Source organism: Burkholderia sp. Tr-862 (genome assembly GCF_011753085.1).
In the GTDB taxonomy this organism is placed as follows: Bacteria; Pseudomonadota; Gammaproteobacteria; order Burkholderiales; family Burkholderiaceae; genus Burkholderia; species Burkholderia ambifaria.
The window spans coordinates 1-18068 of sequence record NZ_VWWG01000130.1 but is presented as its reverse complement, the minus strand read 5'-3'; the positions used below and the strand labels follow the sequence as shown (position 1 = coordinate 18068).

At 64.1% G+C, this 18068-nt stretch carries 23 protein-coding genes and 1 pseudogene; 7 read left to right on the top strand and 17 right to left on the bottom strand.

Annotated elements, in window-relative coordinates:
- The 4 genes from F3J14_RS26170 to F3J14_RS26155 all read left to right on the top strand — a co-directional run.
- A partial coding sequence (locus F3J14_RS26170; protein WP_166725435.1) for an amidohydrolase family protein occupies positions 1 to 512 on the top strand: 512 nt, incomplete at its 5' end.
- 1 nt (position 513) lies between these two features.
- Positions 514 to 960: a DoxX family protein gene (locus F3J14_RS26165; RefSeq protein ID WP_166725434.1), complete on the top strand. Its 447-nt coding sequence runs from the start codon at positions 514 to 516 to the stop codon at positions 958 to 960.
- Between the two features lie 89 nt (positions 961 to 1049).
- Positions 1050 to 1742 carry a YoaK family protein gene (locus F3J14_RS26160; RefSeq protein WP_166725433.1) on the top strand — a complete coding sequence of 231 codons (693 nt, stop codon included), beginning with the start codon at positions 1050 to 1052 and terminating at the stop codon, positions 1740 to 1742.
- A gap of 359 nt (positions 1743 to 2101) precedes the next feature.
- Positions 2102 to 3154 carry an RNA-guided endonuclease TnpB family protein gene (locus F3J14_RS26155; RefSeq protein ID WP_166725432.1) on the top strand — a complete coding sequence of 351 codons (1053 nt, stop codon included), beginning with the start codon at positions 2102 to 2104 and terminating at the stop codon, positions 3152 to 3154.
- 108 nt (positions 3155 to 3262) lie between these two features.
- On the opposite strand, the gene F3J14_RS26150 is transcribed toward F3J14_RS26155, so the two are convergent.
- The 14 genes and pseudogenes from F3J14_RS26150 to F3J14_RS26090 form a co-directional block, all read right to left on the bottom strand.
- Positions 3263 to 3547 (bottom strand): hypothetical protein, encoded by a 285-nt coding sequence (locus F3J14_RS26150; RefSeq protein ID WP_166725431.1) that lies wholly within the window; start codon positions 3545 to 3547, stop codon positions 3263 to 3265.
- Positions 3548 to 3683: 136 nt separating this feature from the next.
- Positions 3684 to 3899, bottom strand: a complete 216-nt coding sequence (locus F3J14_RS26145) for a hypothetical protein (protein ID WP_166725430.1) — start codon at positions 3897 to 3899, stop codon at positions 3684 to 3686.
- Positions 3900 to 3955: 56 nt separating this feature from the next.
- Complete coding sequence (locus F3J14_RS26140) at positions 3956 to 4297, bottom strand: hypothetical protein (protein ID WP_166725429.1); 342 nt, start codon at positions 4295 to 4297, stop codon at positions 3956 to 3958.
- A gap of 45 nt (positions 4298 to 4342) precedes the next feature.
- Positions 4343 to 4549 (bottom strand): hypothetical protein, encoded by a 207-nt coding sequence (locus F3J14_RS26135; RefSeq protein ID WP_006754723.1) that lies wholly within the window; start codon positions 4547 to 4549, stop codon positions 4343 to 4345.
- Between the two features lie 9 nt (positions 4550 to 4558).
- Positions 4559 to 4771: a 30S ribosomal protein S21 gene (gene rpsU, locus F3J14_RS26130; protein ID WP_006754722.1), complete on the bottom strand. Its 213-nt coding sequence runs from the start codon at positions 4769 to 4771 to the stop codon at positions 4559 to 4561.
- A 33-nt stretch (positions 4772 to 4804) separates the two neighbouring features.
- Entirely contained in the window at positions 4805 to 5014 is a 210-nt protein-coding gene (locus F3J14_RS26125) for a hypothetical protein (RefSeq protein WP_166725428.1), read from the bottom strand.
- 46 nt (positions 5015 to 5060) lie between these two features.
- On the bottom strand, positions 5061 to 5345 hold the full coding sequence (locus F3J14_RS26120) for a hypothetical protein (RefSeq protein WP_006754720.1): 285 nt from the start codon (positions 5343 to 5345) through the stop codon (positions 5061 to 5063).
- A gap of 340 nt (positions 5346 to 5685) precedes the next feature.
- Positions 5686 to 5841 carry a hypothetical protein gene (locus tag F3J14_RS26115; RefSeq protein WP_166725427.1) on the bottom strand — a complete coding sequence of 52 codons (156 nt, stop codon included), beginning with the start codon at positions 5839 to 5841 and terminating at the stop codon, positions 5686 to 5688.
- 244 nt (positions 5842 to 6085) lie between these two features.
- A complete protein-coding gene (locus F3J14_RS26110) occupies positions 6086 to 6289 on the bottom strand; it encodes a cold-shock protein (RefSeq protein ID WP_006754718.1) in 204 nt (67 codons plus the stop codon).
- 905 nt (positions 6290 to 7194) lie between these two features.
- Positions 7195 to 7770 carry an S-(hydroxymethyl)glutathione synthase gene (gene gfa, locus F3J14_RS26105; RefSeq protein ID WP_166725426.1) on the bottom strand — a complete coding sequence of 192 codons (576 nt, stop codon included), beginning with the start codon at positions 7768 to 7770 and terminating at the stop codon, positions 7195 to 7197.
- 22 nt (positions 7771 to 7792) lie between these two features.
- Positions 7793 to 7960 (bottom strand): annotated as a pseudogene (locus F3J14_RS35820) (S-(hydroxymethyl)glutathione dehydrogenase); the annotation flags it as partial.
- Positions 7961 to 8350: 390 nt separating this feature from the next.
- A complete protein-coding gene (locus tag F3J14_RS26100; protein ID WP_166725425.1) occupies positions 8351 to 8755 on the bottom strand; it encodes a cupin domain-containing protein in 405 nt (134 codons plus the stop codon).
- A gap of 4 nt (positions 8756 to 8759) precedes the next feature.
- On the bottom strand, positions 8760 to 9239 hold the full coding sequence (locus F3J14_RS26095) for a carboxymuconolactone decarboxylase family protein (RefSeq protein ID WP_006754713.1): 480 nt from the start codon (positions 9237 to 9239) through the stop codon (positions 8760 to 8762).
- Positions 9240 to 9418: 179 nt separating this feature from the next.
- Positions 9419 to 9919 (bottom strand): Ohr family peroxiredoxin, encoded by a 501-nt coding sequence (locus F3J14_RS26090; protein WP_166725424.1) that lies wholly within the window; start codon positions 9917 to 9919, stop codon positions 9419 to 9421.
- A gap of 423 nt (positions 9920 to 10342) precedes the next feature.
- On the opposite strand from F3J14_RS26090, the gene F3J14_RS26085 reads away from it, so the two are divergent.
- The 3 genes from F3J14_RS26085 to F3J14_RS26075 all read left to right on the top strand — a co-directional run bounded on the left by F3J14_RS26085 (position 10343) and on the right by F3J14_RS26075 (position 14909).
- Positions 10343 to 11860 (top strand): efflux transporter outer membrane subunit, encoded by a 1518-nt coding sequence (locus F3J14_RS26085; RefSeq protein WP_166725436.1) that lies wholly within the window; start codon positions 10343 to 10345, stop codon positions 11858 to 11860.
- Between the two features lie 39 nt (positions 11861 to 11899).
- Complete coding sequence (locus F3J14_RS26080; RefSeq protein ID WP_166725423.1) at positions 11900 to 13252, top strand: HlyD family efflux transporter periplasmic adaptor subunit; 1353 nt, start codon at positions 11900 to 11902, stop codon at positions 13250 to 13252.
- A gap of 103 nt (positions 13253 to 13355) precedes the next feature.
- Positions 13356 to 14909 (top strand): DHA2 family efflux MFS transporter permease subunit, encoded by a 1554-nt coding sequence (locus tag F3J14_RS26075; RefSeq protein ID WP_166725422.1) that lies wholly within the window; start codon positions 13356 to 13358, stop codon positions 14907 to 14909.
- A gap of 82 nt (positions 14910 to 14991) precedes the next feature.
- Here F3J14_RS26075 and F3J14_RS26070 read toward each other — a convergent pair whose 3' ends face one another.
- From F3J14_RS26070 to F3J14_RS26060, 3 genes are all read right to left on the bottom strand, one after another.
- Positions 14992 to 15993, bottom strand: a complete 1002-nt coding sequence (locus tag F3J14_RS26070) for a bestrophin family ion channel (RefSeq protein WP_166725421.1) — start codon at positions 15991 to 15993, stop codon at positions 14992 to 14994.
- Between the two features lie 116 nt (positions 15994 to 16109).
- Positions 16110 to 16610 carry an Ohr family peroxiredoxin gene (locus tag F3J14_RS26065; protein ID WP_166725420.1) on the bottom strand — a complete coding sequence of 167 codons (501 nt, stop codon included), beginning with the start codon at positions 16608 to 16610 and terminating at the stop codon, positions 16110 to 16112.
- 291 nt (positions 16611 to 16901) lie between these two features.
- Positions 16902 to 18068 (bottom strand): PLP-dependent aminotransferase family protein (locus F3J14_RS26060; RefSeq protein WP_166725419.1); only part of this gene is annotated, 1167 nt, incomplete at its 5' end.

Genomic DNA, 18068 nt, shown 5'->3' with positions numbered 1-18068 from the left:
CGGTCGGCGGGATGCGCCTGTATCCGCAGCGCAACCTGCTCGATCGCGAAACCGCGCTGCGCATGTGGACCGAGTACGTGACGTGGTTCTCGAACGAAGTGGGCAAGAAGGGCCGCATCGCGGTCGGTCAGCTGGCGGACCTGATGGTCCCCGATCGCGATTTCTTCACGTGCGCGGAGGACGATATCGCCGACACGACGGCGTTGCTGACGGTGGTCGGCGGCCGGATCGTGTGGGGTGCCGGGCCGTTCGCGTCGCACGATTTGCCGATTCCGCCGGCGATGCCGGACTGGTCGCCGGTGCGCGCGTACGGCGGCTATGGCGGCTGGGGCGCGACGCAGCGCGAGGGCGCGCCGCTGCAGCGAGCAGCAGCGGCCGCTGCCGCGTGCGGTTGTTCGACCGCGTGCGGCATGCACGGCCATGCGCATGCGAGCGCGTGGGGCCGTGCGTTGCCGACGTCGGACGCGAAGGGCTTCTGGGGCGCGTTCGGCTGTTCGTGCTGGGCGGTCTGACATGACGACCCTGACCGGCCGGTGCAGCCCCGGGTGGATTCGCACGCTCCTGTCGCAGGCGTGGGTCGGATCGCTGGTCCGGCTCGCGCTCGTTTCCGCGTTCCTGATCGGCGGGGTGAGCAAGGCGATGCACTTCGGCGATGCGGTCGCGGAGCAGGCGCATTTCGGCCTGCACCCGCCCGCGCTGTGGGCGGCGCTGGCGGTGGCGGTGGAGATCGGCGGCTCGCTGTGCGTGGTGTTTCGCCGCTTCACGTGGCTCGGCGCGGGTAGCCTCGGGATGCTGACGCTCGTCGCGATGGTCGTGGCGAACGATTTCTGGAACCGCTCGGGCGCTGAACATTTCATGGCGCTGAACAGCTTTTTCGAGCATCTGGGCTTGATTGCGGCGCTCGTCCTTGTCACCATCGTCGGCGATATTCAACGGGGGGAGGGCGACGGCAATCCCTGACCGCCGGGTCGGTCCTCCCGCGAACGCGACGCGGCAACCGTGCAACTCACGGTCGCCACGTCGCCCAACCTTTACGCAAACATCACGAATTGAAATCTGAAGACACCCTTCTTTCCGCGGTCGCCGGGTTCGTCGATACGCTGAGCTTCGTCTCGCTGTTCGGGTTGTTCACCGCACACGTGACGGGCAACTTCGTGCTGATCGGCGCGGGCGTCGCCGGATTCGGGCAGGGCCTCCTGCTGAAACTGAGCGTGTTTCCCGCCTTCATATGCGGCGTCATCGCGGCGAGCCTGATCGCGCGGTCGTTGTCCGCGCGGCCGGCATGGCAGGGCGCGCGTGCGCTGTATGCGGTGCAGGCCGTGATGCTGCTCGGCTTCTGTGTGGCCGGCGTGTGGGCGACGCCCGTCACGCAGTCCGACAGCCTGCCGGTGCTGGTGGCCGGCATCGTCGGCACGTTCGCGATGGGCGTGCAGAACGCGCATCCACGCGTGATCGCACGCGCAAGCGTGCCGAACACGGTGATGACGGGCAACGTCACGCAGGCGATTCTCGATGTCGTCGACCTGTTGTCCGCCGGCACGGCCGACAGCGCGCGCGTGGCAGCACGCGCACGGTTCGGCAAGATGTTGCCGGCGATCGTCGCGTTCGCGCTGGGCGCAATGGCTGGCGCGATCGGCTTTCGCTACATCGGATTCTGGGCGCTGCTCGCGCCGGCCAGCGCGCTTGCGGCACTGGCATTGATGTCCGGCGCGCACGACCCGGCGCCTGCCGTGCGGAGCTGAGTTAGCCGACACGCCGCGCGGCGGCCGGCAGGCCGTCGGCGCAAAGCGGTCTTCCGTGGGATGAACGGGGGAATCGTTTGGGGGCGCGGCCGGCGCCCGCGCGGCGGCGCGCTTATTGCGCGATCGACTCGAGGTCGTACGATGGCAACGGATGCGCTACCGGTCGCCGTCTCGCGGGTTGCCCCAGAACACGAAGACGATCACACAGCACAACAAAGCACCCACCAAAACCAGTTTCATCAGAATTTGCTCCGAGAAACCCCGCCATTTCCCCCAAGGGGACTTCCTTCGGGGCGGATGGCGGGAAGGAAAGGCGTGCTGTTGACAGGCAGCTTCTTCCACGGGTTAGGATCACCTGCATGATTCTTGTCTACCGCTACCGGGTGAAGTCGCTCAACGGACTGCTCAACAAGCAGAGCCGTGCGGTGAACTACGTCTGGAACTTCTGCAATGACACGCAGAAGCACGCGCTCAAGTGGAGCAAGAAGTGGCCGACGGGATTCGATCTGAACGTGCTGACGACGGGGAGCAGCAAGGCGCTCGGCATCCACTCCGGCACGATCAACGCGACGTGCGAGCAATATGCGAAGTCGCGCAGTCAGCACCGTCGGCCCTACCTGCGCTATCGCGGCAGGAAATCGCTGGGCTGGGTGCCGCTGAAGGGGCGTGACCTGAAGCGCGAGGGTGACGCGTTCCGTTTCGCCGGCAACACGTTTCGCGTGTTCAACTGCCGGGCGCTTCCCGAAGGCAAGATCAAGGACGGGACCAACTTTGCGCAGGATGCACGCGGCAACTGGTTTCTCAACATCGTGATCGAGATGCCCGATGTGCAGGCCCGCCCGATCCGTTCCGGTGTCGGCATCGATCTCGGCCTGAAAGACTTCGCCACACTTTCGACGGGCGAGAAGCTGCCTCACGATCGGTTCGGTCGATGCGCGGCCGAGAAACTGGCGAAAGCGCAACGGGCGCGCAAGCACAAGCGACATATCGCGAAGCTGCACGCCAAGGTCGCGAATGCCCGTGCCGATTTCCAGCACAAGCTCGCCCTCGATCTGGTGCGACGGTTCGATTACATCGCGGTCGGCAACGTGTCGGCCGTCAAACTTGCCAGAACCAGCATGGCGAAGAGCGTCTACGACGCATCCTGGTCGTCCTTCCGAAACAAGCTCCGTTACAAGGCGATGGCGCACGGGGCCACGTTCGAGGAAGTGGACGAAAGCGGCTCCACCCAGTCCTGTTCGTCGTGCGGATCGAAAGACAGCACGACGCGGCCGAAAGGTATCGCGGGACTGCGAATAAGAGAGTGGGCCTGTAGTGAATGTGGTGTCGAGCATGATCGTGATACCAACGCTGCACTGAACATTCTCCGATGCGGACGTGCATCGCCAGGTGTGGGAATCACCTGCCTTTAGGCGGGTGAGGACGTCAAGCTGCGCCTTGCGTGCGGTGAATGGAACGATCGGTATTCAGGTAGCGCGGTCGAATCTCCCCGCGCCGGGGCCCCACTCGGAAATCGAATTTCAGAGAACGGCGAGCAACCGCAGCTGATGCTCCGTTTCGGTCCCTGTTACCAGTGCGTAGAACCGCGCCTGCCCACGCTCGAGTGTCGACAGGTTTTGTGCGTCGGAAAACATGTTCCATTCGTCACCGTCGATACGCTCGAGTTTTCCACGCGTCCGTGCAAACGCCAGCAACAACCGACTGGCTTCCCGTCGGATGACGATGCGCTCCATATCCAGCACATAGGGCTGCCAGCCGCTCAGCAGGACGAGGTAATGGGGGATGGACGTTGGGTCATTGATCATCGCGGCGTGGCTTCGTCTCGGATGGCGTTGGCAAATCGGACTCCTTCCAACCGGGCCGTCTGCGTGGGGCTATCGATGTGGAAGGAAGAGGCCGTCAGCTACGTGCTTCACGTTCGTGCGCCGACTTTCCCCATTTTCAGCCAAATTGTGCGGTCAACCAACCTTCTCCCCATTTCGCTGCGTGCGCAACTGCATCGTCGCGGTGTTCGAAGGCAGCCAGATCGCCGCTGCAGAGGACCTGCCGCTCATCTCCGTCGACGAGCAACGTGGTAATCCTCGCATGTGCGATGTACTGTCCATCGGCCCTGCGTGGTGTCGGATCGATTCGGAACCGTGTCGAATTGAAGAGCATGGGCTCCTCCAGGTTTAGGGTTGTCGCGGGCTACGTGGTCGTGCGCGCTGCCACTCTCAGACATGCTCTCGAAGGTACCGAATGCACTTTATCCGCAGGCCCGACCGATTGGCGAGCACGCCTCGGTGGCGGGCTGTCGAGTCGTCTTCAACGCCAGGAAGCTGCTCCGAGCGCGCAGGATCGTCCACGGAATGGACGGCCTTCGCGATCTGAAGTGACGCGTGCCCTATCCAGACACGATCGCGCCACTCGCATTTCGCGCGGTGGACGATCAGCCATGCCTGCAGTGATTCCACGAGCTGAAAGGGTGACAACCATTCGCGCGTTTTCCTTTTGGTGACCAATTGAAGGGCAACAAGGAAACAGAGCAAGTCCACGTACCGGGTCGCGACGCGCATGGTTGGTCTTCTGCTTTTTGATGCTTGTGAAGCGTCCGCGCCGGCTCAGCCTTGAACGCTGAGCGCTTTCTCTATGGCCGCAATCAATTTGAAGGCATCGTCCCGGCCGATCAAGAGGCCGCGGCTGGTGTACTCACAGCCGAACGCATAGAAGCTCGGCAGGAGCGTCACCATGTCTTTCTGTTGATCGAAATCCACCTGGCATTTCGTCAACGGGAAAAACGGGGGGGCGTCGGCCGGCAGGTTGGACACGATGCGCTCCTAGTACATTTTGCGCGGGGGCAACATGCGCTTCGCGCGCAGGCGCTGCCTGGCAACGGCACTCGCCTTTTTGCGCTTGCGTTCCGTCGTCGGCTTTTCATAGCCGGTGCGGCTGCGTAGCTCGCGAATCAACCCGGTTTTCTCGATGTCACGGCGAAATCGGCGCAGTGCGACATCGATCGGTTCGTTGACTTTCAGTGTGACGGTTGTCATGGTTGCCCTGTTTGAGAACGTTCGAATAAGAAATTAGCCGAGTCGTGTCATGACGGCGCTCGCTATCTCGTCGGACTCGAATTCCGAGTGTCCGGCACCCATCGATAGCGCGCGTATTGCGCCGTACATTTGCAACTCTTGCTGATGACACAGCGCCGAATCAGAGATTCCGGCGAGCGAGATCGTGTCGGCCCACGCAACCTCGCGCCGTCCGATCAATGCGAGTAGTTCGTCAATGACCATGTTGCTCTCCAGATTGCCGACGCATCGCATCGGCTTGGTGGCCGCCTCAGCCTGCGTTCGATAGGAACGCGTGTGTTTCGCGATTGTCGTCGATGATGTTCTCGGCATAGCGCACCGATGCGCGACGTGCGTCACCGGCAGTACCGAACGGCCCGTTATCGCGAAGCCGGTAAGTCTGGCTTTGCGTCTGTGTGTCCGTCGCACCGCGAAGACAAATCCTGACTGCTGCGTCGAAGCCGGCATCGTAGTTGTGCGGAGCACCATTCGCTGCCGGTACGTGCGGGTAAATCAGTGGATATATCTCGAATCCACGGTAGGAATGCATGCTCATGACAAACTCCTGTCGTTCGGCCGCGGCGAAAAGCACGGTCGAACTCGTCCGGCCGATATCCGTCCATTGTCGGGCGGGCCGGCGGGGGTGAAAGGGACAAAATTGCAGCGCGGCGGAGGGGGGATGCAACAAGCGCGCGGTGGTGGAGGGGAGCGTTCGGAGGGCTGGTGATCGCTCGGATAAGCCCATCATACGCGCATCGTTCGCCGGGCCTCCAATTTATTCCGTATTACATCCTGCAACCCGGCAGGCGCGTGTGACGGATCGTGACCGGCTTCGCGTCGCACTGCAACAGGTTGCGCGACAGCCGCTGCTGCTTGTGCAGCCGCGCGCTCGGTCGCTATTGCGCAGACGTCGGGCGCTTTTTTTGCTGCGGTTTCGTGATCGAGGATTCTTTCGGCGGCACCCAGTTCAATGCCGTGCCGAGCTTGGGCAACATCGCGGGCTGCTTGGTACGCGGAGGCGCCTTGTTGCCGCGAGACTGATATTGGGTCATGGAAATTCTCCTGCTGCGTCGCGTGCGCGATCCTGCGAGGATGGCTGGTCCGAGCCGAGCGCACATGCGCGGTCGAACACGCGCACCATGCGGGGGCATCTGCCTGCACGCAGGTTCAATGTCACCCTGCGAAGCGGACGGACCAGTCGAGCCGGCATCGAGACGTGTGGCGCCGCGAAGCCATGCATGACACAAGGAGCGGCGGCAACGCGTCGCTCCTTGCGCGAATTGAGGCTTGAGACGGTTACAGCGGGGTGATGTTCGCTGCCTGCAGGCCCTTGGGGCCGCTCTTGGTCTCGTAGCTGACCTTCTGGCCTTCGGCAAGCGTCTTGAAACCGTCGCCGCGAATTTCAGAGAAGTGAGCGAACAGATCGTCGCCACCCTTGTCGGGCGTGATGAAGCCAAAGCCTTTGCCGTCGTTGAACCACTTGACAGTACCGGTATCCATATTAGATCTCCTGAGAATAGACGAGCGGATGCGCCACGAATGGACGCGGGAAAATAATCAAGGAGGGAGAGGACAACGAATACCGCAGTTCGCGGTCGATGATGAGCAGCAGTCGCGCTTCTTGAATACTTCACCGCCGACAGTACGCGGCGGCGACATAGGTGTCAAGCGTTTTTCGGTCAAGAGCGGAACACGACCCTGGTTCGTTCCTGACGGATTTCGGGCCAGTTTGAGCGCCGGCAGTCCAGCGGACGCACACGCTGTTGCGACGACGGGAGCCGTGACGCGGGAATAACAAATGCTCGACGTCTGATGAAATCAGCGACGGCTCACTCTGTGGAATGAGCTTGACGCAAAACCGTGTTGGGAGGCGTCTGTGAGAACCGAACGAGAGCTGTTTGAGCAATGGTGGTTTCGCGATACGCCAAGCGAATATCGCGCCGACGTCGTCAACCGGGTCCGTGACCAGGACGGCTACGTCAGGGGCACGCGGGTGGCTGCTGCATGGGATGGGTGGCAGGGCGCACGCAAAAGCCAGAATTGGATCAGGACGAGTCAACACTGTCCGACGCGTCTGGATGCCGATCAGGCGCTCAACGTGTTGGCGTGGACTCACGGAGGATTCGCGGTCGTCGCTCGATTCGAGGACGTGGCGAACTCGCAGTCCGGGTATACGCACTGGATTCCGCTTCCATCGGCGCCCGAGAATTAGGTCCTGGTCGGTGCGAAGGAGAGAATTGCGGTCTGCTGGGGGCTGCTCGTCGAGGACGAGCCGGAATCGAAAACGCTGCTGTAATTTGGGCCGCGGTGGTCAGTGCCCTGGAAAGCGGCACCGCGGCGTTCGCGAGCGCCACGATGGGGCACGACGCACAGCTTCCCGCCGCGCGCCGGCCGTGGCGATGAACTCAAGCCTCCCGGTATGTCCCCTTGGCTTTCGCCGTTTGCGTCGCCAGCGCATCCATCAGCGGCGGATTCAGGCAATCGTAGGGTTCCAGCCCTTTGCCGCGCAGCGTGTCGCGCACGTCCGCCATCAACGACGGCGGCGTGCCGCTCTCGATGATCGACGACACGAACGCAGCGAAACCGGGCCCGTCCCAGCCGGTATCCGGCGACAGTTCGGTATGAATGAAATCCAGCCCGTAAAACGCATGGTCGGCATTTTCGATGCGCCCGAACAGGTGCGTGCCGCATGCGGAGCAGGCATGGCGTTGAATCAACGCCTTGTCGTCGACGACGCGCAGTTTCTCGCCATGTGCGGTCACGGTGACCTTGTCGCGCGGCACGACGCCCACGACGGAAAACAGCGCGCCGGCCGGCTTCCAGCACTTCGTGCAGCCGCACGCGTGATTGAATGCGACCTGCGCATCGACCCTAACCTCGACCGGATCCTGCGTGCACAGGCAGCGCAGCGTACCGCCCGCGAAATCAGCGGCGCCCTTTTGAATGCCGCGATCGACGGCGGGATGAATGGCGACGGACATGTTCATGCTCCTTTTCGATGCTTCACTGGTGAACGACGGCTCGGATCGACTTCCCCTTGCGTATCGGAGCGAGTGCTTCGTTGATGTCGGAGAGCGATTTCGCGTGTGTCACGAACGGCGCAAGTTGAACCTTGCCGTTCATTGCGTCCTCGACCATGCCGGGTCGTTGCGAGCAGCCCCTCCCGGAAAATCAATCTGCACTCGGCGCGTTGCTCCGGCACGCGCGAGCGCATCGATCTGCCCTTTTGCGCGACGTGTGCGCGCGCAAGACCCTGCCACGATTCTGCGCCTTTTAGGTCGCTTCTCGTGGTTCGGCTGAAACTGGGGGGGAGTATATGGCGGATACTGGTGGGGAGTATACCCGGCGATGTCCCGATTCCGGAATCATCGTACCGGGCGAACGGGGGGTGGCCTGAGGAAAGACGTCGACGTCTCTGCTGACGCAGCGTGACGCGGCGGCGCATACGCCTGCATGGAGCCGTATGCGCCGCGCAGCCTGCGGACCGGGCCGCGAGCGGGCTTCCGGTACGCTGAGCAGGCGGCGCGGGCCCGGCGTAGCCGGGCCACGACGATGATCCCGCTATTTCACGGGTGTGAGGATCGGCGCGCCCTGGTTCTTGATCATGAACACGACGAATTTTGCCGGCTTCGTGCTGCTGGCATTGCGTCCGACCGTGTGGATGTCCTTCGGGCCTTCGTGGTATGTGTCGCCGGCGTGAAGCGTGACCTCCTTCCCGCCGTTCAGGCTCATCACGATGCTGCCGTCGAGCACATAGACGAATGCGTGCGCATCGTGACGATGAACGGGATCGACGCTGCCGGGCGGATAATCGACGACGATCATCTCGGCCTCCTTGCCCGGATACTCGGGCAACGGCTCCGTGGTCAGCGTCGTAACCTTGGCTTGCGGTGCGGCGGCGGCCGGCTGAACGGGCATCAGCAGCGACAGCGCAAGCGGTGCAAGAGTGAGCATGATGCGTTTCATGTCGTTACTCCAGGTTGGCCTTCTCGAGCCCGAACGTCTTGTCGAACGATCCGGGCACGATGCGGAACGCGACATTCAGCCGGTTCCAGCAGTTGATCGCACCGACGAGGAAGGTCAGATCCGACAGCTCCTTCTCGGAATAGTGGGCCCGCACGCGTTCGTAGAGATCATCCGGCACGCCATCCGACGAAAGATGCGTCAGGGCTTCGGTCCATGCGAGCGCGGCGCGCTCGCGCGGCGAAAACAGCGTCGACTCGCGCCAGATCGCGACGTGATGCATGCGCAGTTCGCGCTCGCCGTGGATCCGGGCCATCTTGACGTGCATGTCGACGCAGAACGCGCAGCCATTCAGTTGCGATGCGCGAATCTCGACGAGCTCGCGGACCGGCACTTCGATCGTCGTCTTTTGAAACAACCCGTCGAGCTCGACGAGTTTCTTGGTGAATTCCGGCGATTGCTGAAAGTAGTTGATACGTTGCGTCATGATCCGTTCTCCTGATTTGTGGAAGCGGGTACTGCCGGCCCTGCGTATCGCAATTGATCGCACGACCCGCTTGGCAGCCATCGTAATCGGCGGGCTCGCGGGCCAGTAGTACCGGGGACGTGCGCACTCTGTTGTCGCCTCGGCACCAATCATCCGCCACGAATGTCGGCGAGCTTCAGTCACGTCGACACGGCGAGAACATTGCAGATGCCCTGCCGCGCCATCTTCGTATAGGGGCACAGGCGCTCCGTGTCGCGGACAAGACGTTCCGCGACCTGCCGGTCGACACCCGGCATGCGGATGGTGACGTTGGCGGTCAGCGCATATCCGCCATCCATCGGATCACGACCGAACGTCACCTCGACGGCCACGGTGGCGTCGCGAATATCGATCCGCTCGCGTTGCGCGAGCAGGCTCAGCGCGCCGTGAAAGCACGCGGCGTAGCCGGCGGCAAGAAGCTGTTCGGGGTTGGTCCCGCCGCCCGGGCCACCGAGCTCGGGCGGCAACCGCAGATCGAGGACGAGACAGCCGTCGTCGGATCGCGCGACGCCCGAAGCACGGCCGTGCCCGGCTTTGCCGCCGGAGACGGTGACCGTCGTCGTGTAGAGCGGGGCGAATTCCCGCCCCCGGTATTTGTCGAGCAGTGTCAGCGGCGGAGGTTGCAACCTCTCGTTCTCCATATCTCTCCCGGTCTGTAATCGGCGAACGCGAACGTTCCGGACCTTGCGTGTCCGGACGGTGCGTGGTGCGTCGACGCGCATCGGCGCAAGGGTGCAGGCCTTGCCAGCAAGGCGATCCCCGTGACCCTCGTTCGAACGATGGCCTCCGACGCGCTCTCGCATGCTAGGTAAAGACGCGCCGCTGGACCAGATCGGCTCGGGATGCATGGTGTTGCCCAATCCGTACCAATACGGCGACAACGACGGGCGCTCGGACGCATGGATCTTTCCACGACTGCAGCGGCGCGACCGATTGGTGCCGATGAGGAACGGGAAAGTGTTCCGATGCAGGTCTACCTGCGCATGAACGCGGCTCCTAGTATTCCGGCACGGCAAGGCGGTCGAGGCATCCGGTTTTCGATGGCGCATGTGAGGAGACGATCAATGGACATGTTTTCAATCGTTGGACGTCTCGCGTCGAGCCTGTGCAAGACCGGTGTGCCGGCAATCGTCGCGACCGCGTTGTCGGCATGCGCGAATTACGCCGGCATTCACGGCGATGCGGCGATGACCGATCCACGGCAGTACGTGACGCAACAGAGCCTTCCGTTGGAGCAAGGGCATTGGCCCACCGCGGATTGGGCCGACCAGTTCGGCGACGGGCAGTTGAAGTCCTTGATCGACGAGGCATTGAAAAACAGCCCGACACTCGATCAGGCGCGGGCGCGCGTGGCCGCTGCGCAGGCTTATGGAGAATCCGCGCGAGCGGGGACGATGCCGCGCATCGACGCCAGCTACGCGCTCACACGCGAGCAATTCTCCGGAACGGCGCTTGTTCCGCCGCCGTATGGCGGATCGTGGCAGACGGAGAACCGCGGCATCCTCGGCGCTTCGTACGAACTCGACCTCTGGGGCAAGAAGCGCGAGGCGCTGAAGGCGGCGGTGTCGGCGCTTCAGGCTAGCCGCGCCGACGCGGAAACGATCAGGCTGACGCTCACGACGTCGATCGCGCGCACCTATAACGAGCTTGCCCGCCTGTACCTGTTGCGCGACATCGCGCAACAGGAGATCGATCGGCGCGAGCGGATCGATCGCATCGCCGCAGGCCGGATCGCGACCGGGCTCGACACGCAGGTCGAGCGCGAGACCGCCCGCGCGAATCTCGCGACGAGCCGCGCGTCGCTGAAATCGCTCGACGGCCGGATTCTCGCGACGCGCTATCAGATCGCCGCGCTGATGGGTGCGGGCCCCGATCGCGGCCTGCAGATCGCGCGCCCGATGCTGGGCAGCGGCAGCGAGGTTCGCCTCCCCGACAATCTGCCCGCGGATCTCGTGAGCCGGCGCCCCGACATCGTGGCCGCCCGGTGGCGTGTCGATGCGCTCGCACACGACGTGAAGGAAGCGAAGGCCGAGTTCTATCCCGACATCAACCTGAGCGCCGCGATCGGGCTCGATGCGTTCGGCTTCGGGCGCTTCCTCACCGCAGCGAGCCGCACCGCGTCGGTCGGACCGGCTATCCACCTGCCGATCTTCGACGCCGGTGCGCTTCGCGCGCAACTGAAGGGCCGCTACGCGGCCTTCGACCACGCCGTCGCGACCTACAACCAGGCGCTCGTCACCGCGTTGAGCGAGGTCGCGACGCAAATCGCCGGCGTGCGGTCGACGGACGCGCAACTGATCGATGCGCAGGCCGCGCAGCAAGCCGCGCTGAAAGCTGCCGCGCTGGCGCTGGCTCAGTACCAGGCCGGTCTCACGAATCAACTGACCGTGTTGAACGCCGACGTCAACGCGCTTTCCGCCGATCAGGGCGTCGCGAATCTGCGCATGGACCGCCGCGATCGTCAGATCGCGCTGGCGTCCTCGCTGGGTGGCGGTTTCGTCGATACGTCGTTCGCAGGCTCGCGGGCCGCGGCACGTGCCGATGTGCCCGCAGCGGCCGTGCCCGCTGTCGCCGTGCGCTGAGCGGCGGTTCGATTCATCGAATTTGCCTGGAGAATTGTAATGAGTGAAATCAACCCGCCGGTTCGCAAGCCGGCCGAAGCCGCACGCGTGAATCATGCCCCGTCGCCGCCGGGAGGCGACGATGTCGCAAGCGAAGACGCGACGCGGCGGCGCCGCTTGCTGCTGGCTCTGCTCGCGGCGGCGGTCGTCGCATCGTCGATCGCGTATGGCGTGTACTACCTGACGTATGCGCGCTACCACGAATCCACCGACGACGCCTACGTGAGCGGCAATCTCGTGCAACTGACGCCGCAGGTGGCGGGCACCGTCGTGGCGGTGAATGCCGACGATACGCAGATCGTGAAGGCGGGCGATCCGGTCGTCACGCTCGACCACGCCGATGCGAAAGTCGCGCTCGGCAACGCCGAAGCGGCGTTGGGGCAGACCGTGCGGCAGGTGAGCAGTCTTTACGTGAACGACGACCTGTATGCGGCGAACGTCGCCCAGAAGGCGTCCGATCTCGCCCGTGCCCAAGATGATCTGCGCCGCCGCGTGGCCGTGGCCGACCCGGGAGCCGTGTCGGCCGAAGATATCGCGCACGCGCGCGACACCGTGGCGGCCGCGCGGGCCGCGCTCGACGCCGCGCGTCAACAGGCGCAAGCCAACCGCGCGTTGACCGCCCGCACGACGATCGACCAGCACCCGAACGTGCAGGCGGCCGCGTCGAAAGTGCGCGACGCGTATCTGGCGTACGCGCGCAACGTCCTGCCCGCGCCCGTCACGGGTTATGTCGCGAAGCGTTCGGTTCAGGTCGGCCAGCGCGTGTCGCCCGGCACGCCGTTGATGGCGATCGTGCCGCTCGACGGCGTGTGGGTCGATGCGAACTACAAGGAAAGCCAGCTGCGCAACATGCGCATCGGTCAACCCGTCACGCTGACGGCCGACGTGTACGGCGGAAAGGTCGAGTACCACGGCCGCGTCGTCGGCTTCTCGGCCGGCACGGGCAGCGCATTCGCGAGCTTGCCCGCCCAGAACGCGACGGGCAACTGGATCAAGATCGTTCAGCGACTGCCCGCGCGCATCCAGCTCGACCAGAAGGAACTCGATGCGCATCCGCTGCGTATCGGACTGTCGATGGATGTCGATGTGGATACGCGCGACGACACGGGCCCGCAGCTCGGCGCGGCGATGAACACGTCGTATCGCACGAACGTGTTTGCCGAATACGGCGCACAGGCGGATGCCGAGATCCAGAAGATCATCGCGCGAAACGTCGTCATCGAGCAGGCGGGGTCGACGGGGCATGTCGGATCGCCGGCAGCTTCCGCCAGGCACGACACACGCGCCACACGCGCCACACGCGACACACGCGACACACGCGACACACGCGACACGACGCCGCGCGCCAGCTGAACCGTCGACCCGGTGCGCGTGACTGTCGCGCGTCGGTCGATCCCATCGTCTGACTGGCCGGATCGATACGCCGGCGCGGTCGTTACTCCGGAGTGGAAGCGAGATGCATTCCTCAACGCAACCTGCACCGCCGCCGCTGACGGGCGCAAAGCTGATCCTTGCGACCCTCGCCGTCGCGCTCGCGACGTTCATGAACGTGCTCGATTCGTCGATCGCCAACGTCGCGATTCCGACCATCTCGGGCAACCTCGGCGTTTCCGTCGACGAAGGCACGTGGGTGATCACGCTGTTCTCCGCGGCCAATGCCGTCGCGATTCCGCTGACGGGCTGGCTCACGCAGCGCATCGGGCAGATCCGGCTGTTCGTGGCCGCGATCCTGCTGTTCGTGTTTTCGTCGTGGTTGTGCGGTATCGCGCCGAACCTGCTCGTGCTGCTCGCCGCACGCGTCTTGCAGGGCGTCGTCGCGGGGCCGCTGATTCCGCTGTCGCAAGCGATCCTGCTCGGTTCGTATCCGAAGGCGAAAAGCGCCACCGCGCTCGCGCTATGGTCGATGACCGCGACGGTCGGCCCGATCGCCGGTCCCGCGCTGGGCGGCTGGATCACCGACAGCTACAGCTGGTCGTGGATCTTCTACATCAACATTCCCGTCGGCCTGTTCGCGGCCGGCGTCACGTGGATGATCTATCGCGACCGCGAGACGCAGGTGCGCAAGGTTCCGATCGACAAGGTCGGCCTGATGTCGCTCATCGTGTGGGTCGCGACGCTGCAGATCATGCTCGACAAAGGCAAGGACCTCGACTGGTTCAGCTCGCCCGTGATCTGCGCGCTTGCCGTCGTCGCTGCCATCAGTTTCCTGTTCTTCCTGATCTGGGAGTTCACGGAGCGAAACCCGATCGTCGACATTCGCCTTTTCGCGTTGCGCAATTTCCGCGGCGGCACGATTGCGATCTCGGTCGCGTACGCGGTGTTCTTCTCGAACCTCGTGATCCTGCCGCAATGGATTCAGGGCTATCTCGGCTATCGATCGGTGGACGCCGGACTCGTGACGGCGCCGCTCGGGATCTTTGCCGTGCTGCTGGCGCCATTGATGGCGAAGATCATGCCGAAGTCGGATGCGCGGGTGCTCGCGACGCTGGCCTTCCTGGGCTTTGCGGGCGTGTTCTTCATGCGCTCGCATTACACGACGGGCGTCGATCCCTATACGCTGGTGCTGCCGACCCTGTTGCAGGGTATTCCGATGGCGCTCTTCTTCACGCCGCTGACCGCGATCATTCTGTCGGGGTTGACGCCCGAGCGCATTCCGGCTGCAGCCGGCCTGTCCAATTTCGTGCGTGTGTTCGCGGGCGGCGTCGGCACGTCGTTGATCTCGACCGGATGGAACGACCGGACGATCCTGCACCATGCCCGGCTCGCCGAGCAATCGAGCGTGAACAACCCCGCCTATACGAGTGCCGTCGCACAGCTGCAGGCGACGCTCGGCGGCGGCGTGGATCAGGCGACGGCGTTCTTCGAACGCACGCTGAATGCACAGGCCGCGATGCTCGCGCTGAACGATATCTTCTGGTTGTCGTCGATCATCTTCATCGTGATCGTGCCGCTGGTCTGGCTCACCAAGCCCGCCAGGGGCGGCGGCGGCATGGCGGGCGGTGGGCACTGAACGAGGCCTGCCGGGAATCGTACGGAGGTCATCGGGCGTGCGCTGCCTTCGGCCCGATGCCGGCGAGAAGACCCCCGGTTCCCTATAGCGCGATGATCGTGTGGCCGCACGGGTGGCCGGCCTGTTCCCCGAGCATCGCTTTCAGATCGCGCTCGATCGTGCTGCACAGCGTCGAAATGGGAACGTCGTTCGCACCGCCTTCGAACGGATTCTCGGTGCCTTCGCCGACCTGATCGAGCGATGTATACATCCACGATACGGCGACGCTGCATGGCACCACCAGCCATACCATGTTGCCGTGCATGAAGCCGCTCACGCTATCGTTCAGCCGGTTGAATTCGTTCAGAAGACCGAACGGAAGGGACAGGCAGAAGAATCGGACGAACAGCGAGCTGACGGTCGCGTACTGTCGCGGATACGGGAAGTTCTTGAAACGCTCCGATCTCGACTGGAGCGCGATGAAATCGCCGATCGTCTTGTGAAGCTCCATGTAGAAGCTCGTATTCAGCTGACCGGCCGCGTGAAGCGTCTTGAGCGCACTGCATTGCAGGTTCAGCACGAAGGTTGTGATGGACGCAGAAGAGAGCGCCTGTGCCGTTTCAGTCGGCGACAGGTATTTCGGCAACACTTCCCTGATGTCCTGTTCCCACTCCGGCACGCGATAGAACCGGCGGTACTCCGCATTGTAGCGTTTGCTCGTGCTTTCCCAGACCCGCGGGCGACGCAGGTCGTATCGCAGTGCGGTCAGCCATCCAAGGTGCCGATCGATCAGCGTTCGGGAAATCGCTTCGTCGCCGGCGAAATCGCGCGCGAGCTGGCCCCAGCGACGGCTCTTGCTCACGATTTCGGTCCAGATGTCCAGCGCGTCCGTTGCCCGGTTGTACGTCTGGACATTCTTGAAGCCGACGATGAACGACGTGGCGGTTCCGAGGAGAACCACGATCGTCAGCGGGATCGACAACCATGTGACGCACAGGAACTTGTACAGAATGACCGGCACAGTCCCGAAGACGAAGAGCTCGTAGATGTTCCAGCGAGTCCAGATCAGGAACTCCGACAGCTTGTACGATTTTCCGAGATGCATTCCATTTGCCTCATCGAGGACTCAGCGTGTCCCGGAACGCGCAGCGGTCAGGCGCGAGGGAGCAGCAACGAAGGTCTTCAGCGGACAGGTGCCGCTACCGCCCGACGGGCGTCGCGTCAGTCGACGACGGTCACGATATTGACGGTGCCTTGTCTGGCCATCTTTGCGTACGGGCACAGGCGCTCCGCGGCTCGAACCAGTTCTTCCGCGATGCTTCGATCGACGCCGGGCATCCGGACCTGGACGTCGACGAGCAATGCATGGCCGCCGTCCATCGGATCGCGGCCGAACGACACCCGCACCTCCACGACCGTATCGGCGGGTTCGATGTCGGCGCGTTGCGTGAGCAGGTTCAGCGCACCGTGAAAGCACGCGGCGAAGCCCGCCGCGAACAATTGCTCGGGGTTGGTGCCGTTGCCGGGCCCGCCGAACTCGGTGGGCAGGCGCAGATCGACAGCGAGGTTCCCGTCGTCCGAGCGCACGACGCCGGATGCGCGGCCGTGTCCGGTCTCGCCACCGGATACTGTCACGCTCGTCGTATAGAGCGGCTGGAATTCCCGGCCCCGATACCTATCGAGGAGGGAAAGCGGAGGGGCCTGCAGCTTGTTGTCATTCATGATGCGTGCTCGAGTTCAGCGACGCTTCGATCCCCGTCGTTCATTTGTCGAAGCGTGTTGCGAAAGGGGGCTGCATTGCCCGGGCAGATGGCGTCTTCACGTACAGGTGGAGCGAACGATCGTATGCGGAGCGCGGCGATCTTTCCGGTGCAGCCCGAATCCGGGTTCGTCCACGGAGAAGGACGCCTCCATGCTAGCGGAGCGTACCGGGCGACGGTATGGCCGCGGCGGGCGATTCAATGTTTCCCGTCGGACACCAATCTGGCCGGTGACGCGCGACCCCGCCGCGCGTCAGCGGCCGAGGCAGGCGCGCAGCGTGTTTGCGTGACGTTGCGCTTCGTCCGCGTCGGTGATGTTCGCGAACCCGATGACGAGGCCGCGCGGCGTGAGCGGCGTGTGGCTGTTCGTATACCAGATCGACAGCGGCACGACCGCGAGCCCGGCGTCGCGCGCGCGTGCGGCGACGGCGACGTCGTCGACCGGTCCATCGGGCCCGTCGGTGAATCGCACCGCGAACTGGATGCCGCCCACCGGCAATTCGACGATCAGCCGCTCGCCGAACGCCTGACGCAATGCGTCCACGATCAGCATGCGGCGCTCGCCGTACACCGCGCGCATGCGCTTCAGATGCCGGGCAAAGTGCCCCTGTTCGATGAAATCGGCCAGCGCCGCCTGCAGCAGCGGCGGCGAACCGGCATTCATGCTGCATGCCACGCGTTCGACGCGCTCCACGGCGCGCTCCGGCACGACCGCGTAGGCAAGCCGCAAACCGGGGTACATCGCCTTGCTGAAGGTACTGCAATAGATCACGCGATCGCGCCGGTCGAGACTCTTCAACGCGGGCAGCGGGCGGCCGAGATAGCGAAACTCGCTGTCGTAGTCGTCCTCGACGATCCACCCCGACATTTTTTCGGCCCAGTCGAGCAGCGCGATGCGGCGGGACAGCGACAGCGTATGCCCGAGCGGGCTCTGATGCGACGGCGTCACCACCGCGAAGCGTGCCTGCGCGTCCAGCTGCATGCCGCGCTCGACGTCGATCCCGTCGGCGTCCACCGGCACGGGGACGAGTTGTACGCCGGTCTCGGACAGGAAACCGCGCGCGAGCAGATAGCCGGGATCCTCGAACCACACGCGCTCGTCCGCCCGCGCGAGGCTGCGCAGCACGAGTTCCAGCGTGGCGCGGTAGCCGCCGGTGACGAACACCTGTTCCGGCACGCACGTGACGCCGCGCGACAGCGTCAGATAGGTGGCGATGTGTTCGCGCAGCGGCCGGTAACCGGCCGGATTCGGGTAGCCGAGCAGTGCGCGTTCGCTGCTGCGCGCGCGCTGCGATATGAGCCGGTGCCAGACCTTGCGCGGAAACGCATCGAGCGCGGGAAGCCCGGGTTGCAGCGGGCGCGGCTCGCCGCTCAGCGCGACGGCGATCGGCTGCGGGCGCCGCGGCGGCGGCGTGCCGTC

Bases quoted from the DNA above. Each gene is read 5' to 3' on its own strand.
- F3J14_RS26165 (WP_166725434.1), top strand. From the start codon at position 514: ATGACGACCCTGACCGGCCGGTGCAGCCCCGGGTGGATTCGCACGCTC.
- F3J14_RS26155 (WP_166725432.1), top strand. From the start codon at position 2,102: ATGATTCTTGTCTACCGCTACCGGGTGAAGTCGCTCAACGGACTGCTC.
- F3J14_RS26150 (WP_166725431.1), bottom strand. From the start codon at position 3,547: ATGATCAATGACCCAACGTCCATCCCCCATTACCTCGTCCTGCTGAGC.
- F3J14_RS26145 (WP_166725430.1), bottom strand. From the start codon at position 3,899: ATGCTCTTCAATTCGACACGGTTCCGAATCGATCCGACACCACGCAGG.
- F3J14_RS26140 (WP_166725429.1), bottom strand. From the start codon at position 4,297: ATGCGCGTCGCGACCCGGTACGTGGACTTGCTCTGTTTCCTTGTTGCC.
- rpsU (WP_006754722.1), bottom strand. From the start codon at position 4,771: ATGACAACCGTCACACTGAAAGTCAACGAACCGATCGATGTCGCACTG.
- F3J14_RS26125 (WP_166725428.1), bottom strand. From the start codon at position 5,014: ATGGTCATTGACGAACTACTCGCATTGATCGGACGGCGCGAGGTTGCG.
- F3J14_RS26120 (WP_006754720.1), bottom strand. From the start codon at position 5,345: ATGAGCATGCATTCCTACCGTGGATTCGAGATATATCCACTGATTTAC.
- F3J14_RS26115 (WP_166725427.1), bottom strand. From the start codon at position 5,841: ATGACCCAATATCAGTCTCGCGGCAACAAGGCGCCTCCGCGTACCAAG.
- F3J14_RS26110 (WP_006754718.1), bottom strand. From the start codon at position 6,289: ATGGATACCGGTACTGTCAAGTGGTTCAACGACGGCAAAGGCTTTGGC.
- gfa (WP_166725426.1), bottom strand. From the start codon at position 7,770: ATGTCCGTCGCCATTCATCCCGCCGTCGATCGCGGCATTCAAAAGGGC.
- F3J14_RS26100 (WP_166725425.1), bottom strand. From the start codon at position 8,755: ATGAAACGCATCATGCTCACTCTTGCACCGCTTGCGCTGTCGCTGCTG.
- F3J14_RS26095 (WP_006754713.1), bottom strand. From the start codon at position 9,239: ATGACGCAACGTATCAACTACTTTCAGCAATCGCCGGAATTCACCAAG.
- F3J14_RS26090 (WP_166725424.1), bottom strand. From the start codon at position 9,919: ATGGAGAACGAGAGGTTGCAACCTCCGCCGCTGACACTGCTCGACAAA.
- F3J14_RS26085 (WP_166725436.1), top strand. From the start codon at position 10,343: ATGGACATGTTTTCAATCGTTGGACGTCTCGCGTCGAGCCTGTGCAAG.
- F3J14_RS26080 (WP_166725423.1), top strand. From the start codon at position 11,900: ATGAGTGAAATCAACCCGCCGGTTCGCAAGCCGGCCGAAGCCGCACGC.
- F3J14_RS26075 (WP_166725422.1), top strand. From the start codon at position 13,356: ATGCATTCCTCAACGCAACCTGCACCGCCGCCGCTGACGGGCGCAAAG.
- F3J14_RS26070 (WP_166725421.1), bottom strand. From the start codon at position 15,993: ATGCATCTCGGAAAATCGTACAAGCTGTCGGAGTTCCTGATCTGGACT.
- F3J14_RS26065 (WP_166725420.1), bottom strand. From the start codon at position 16,610: ATGAATGACAACAAGCTGCAGGCCCCTCCGCTTTCCCTCCTCGATAGG.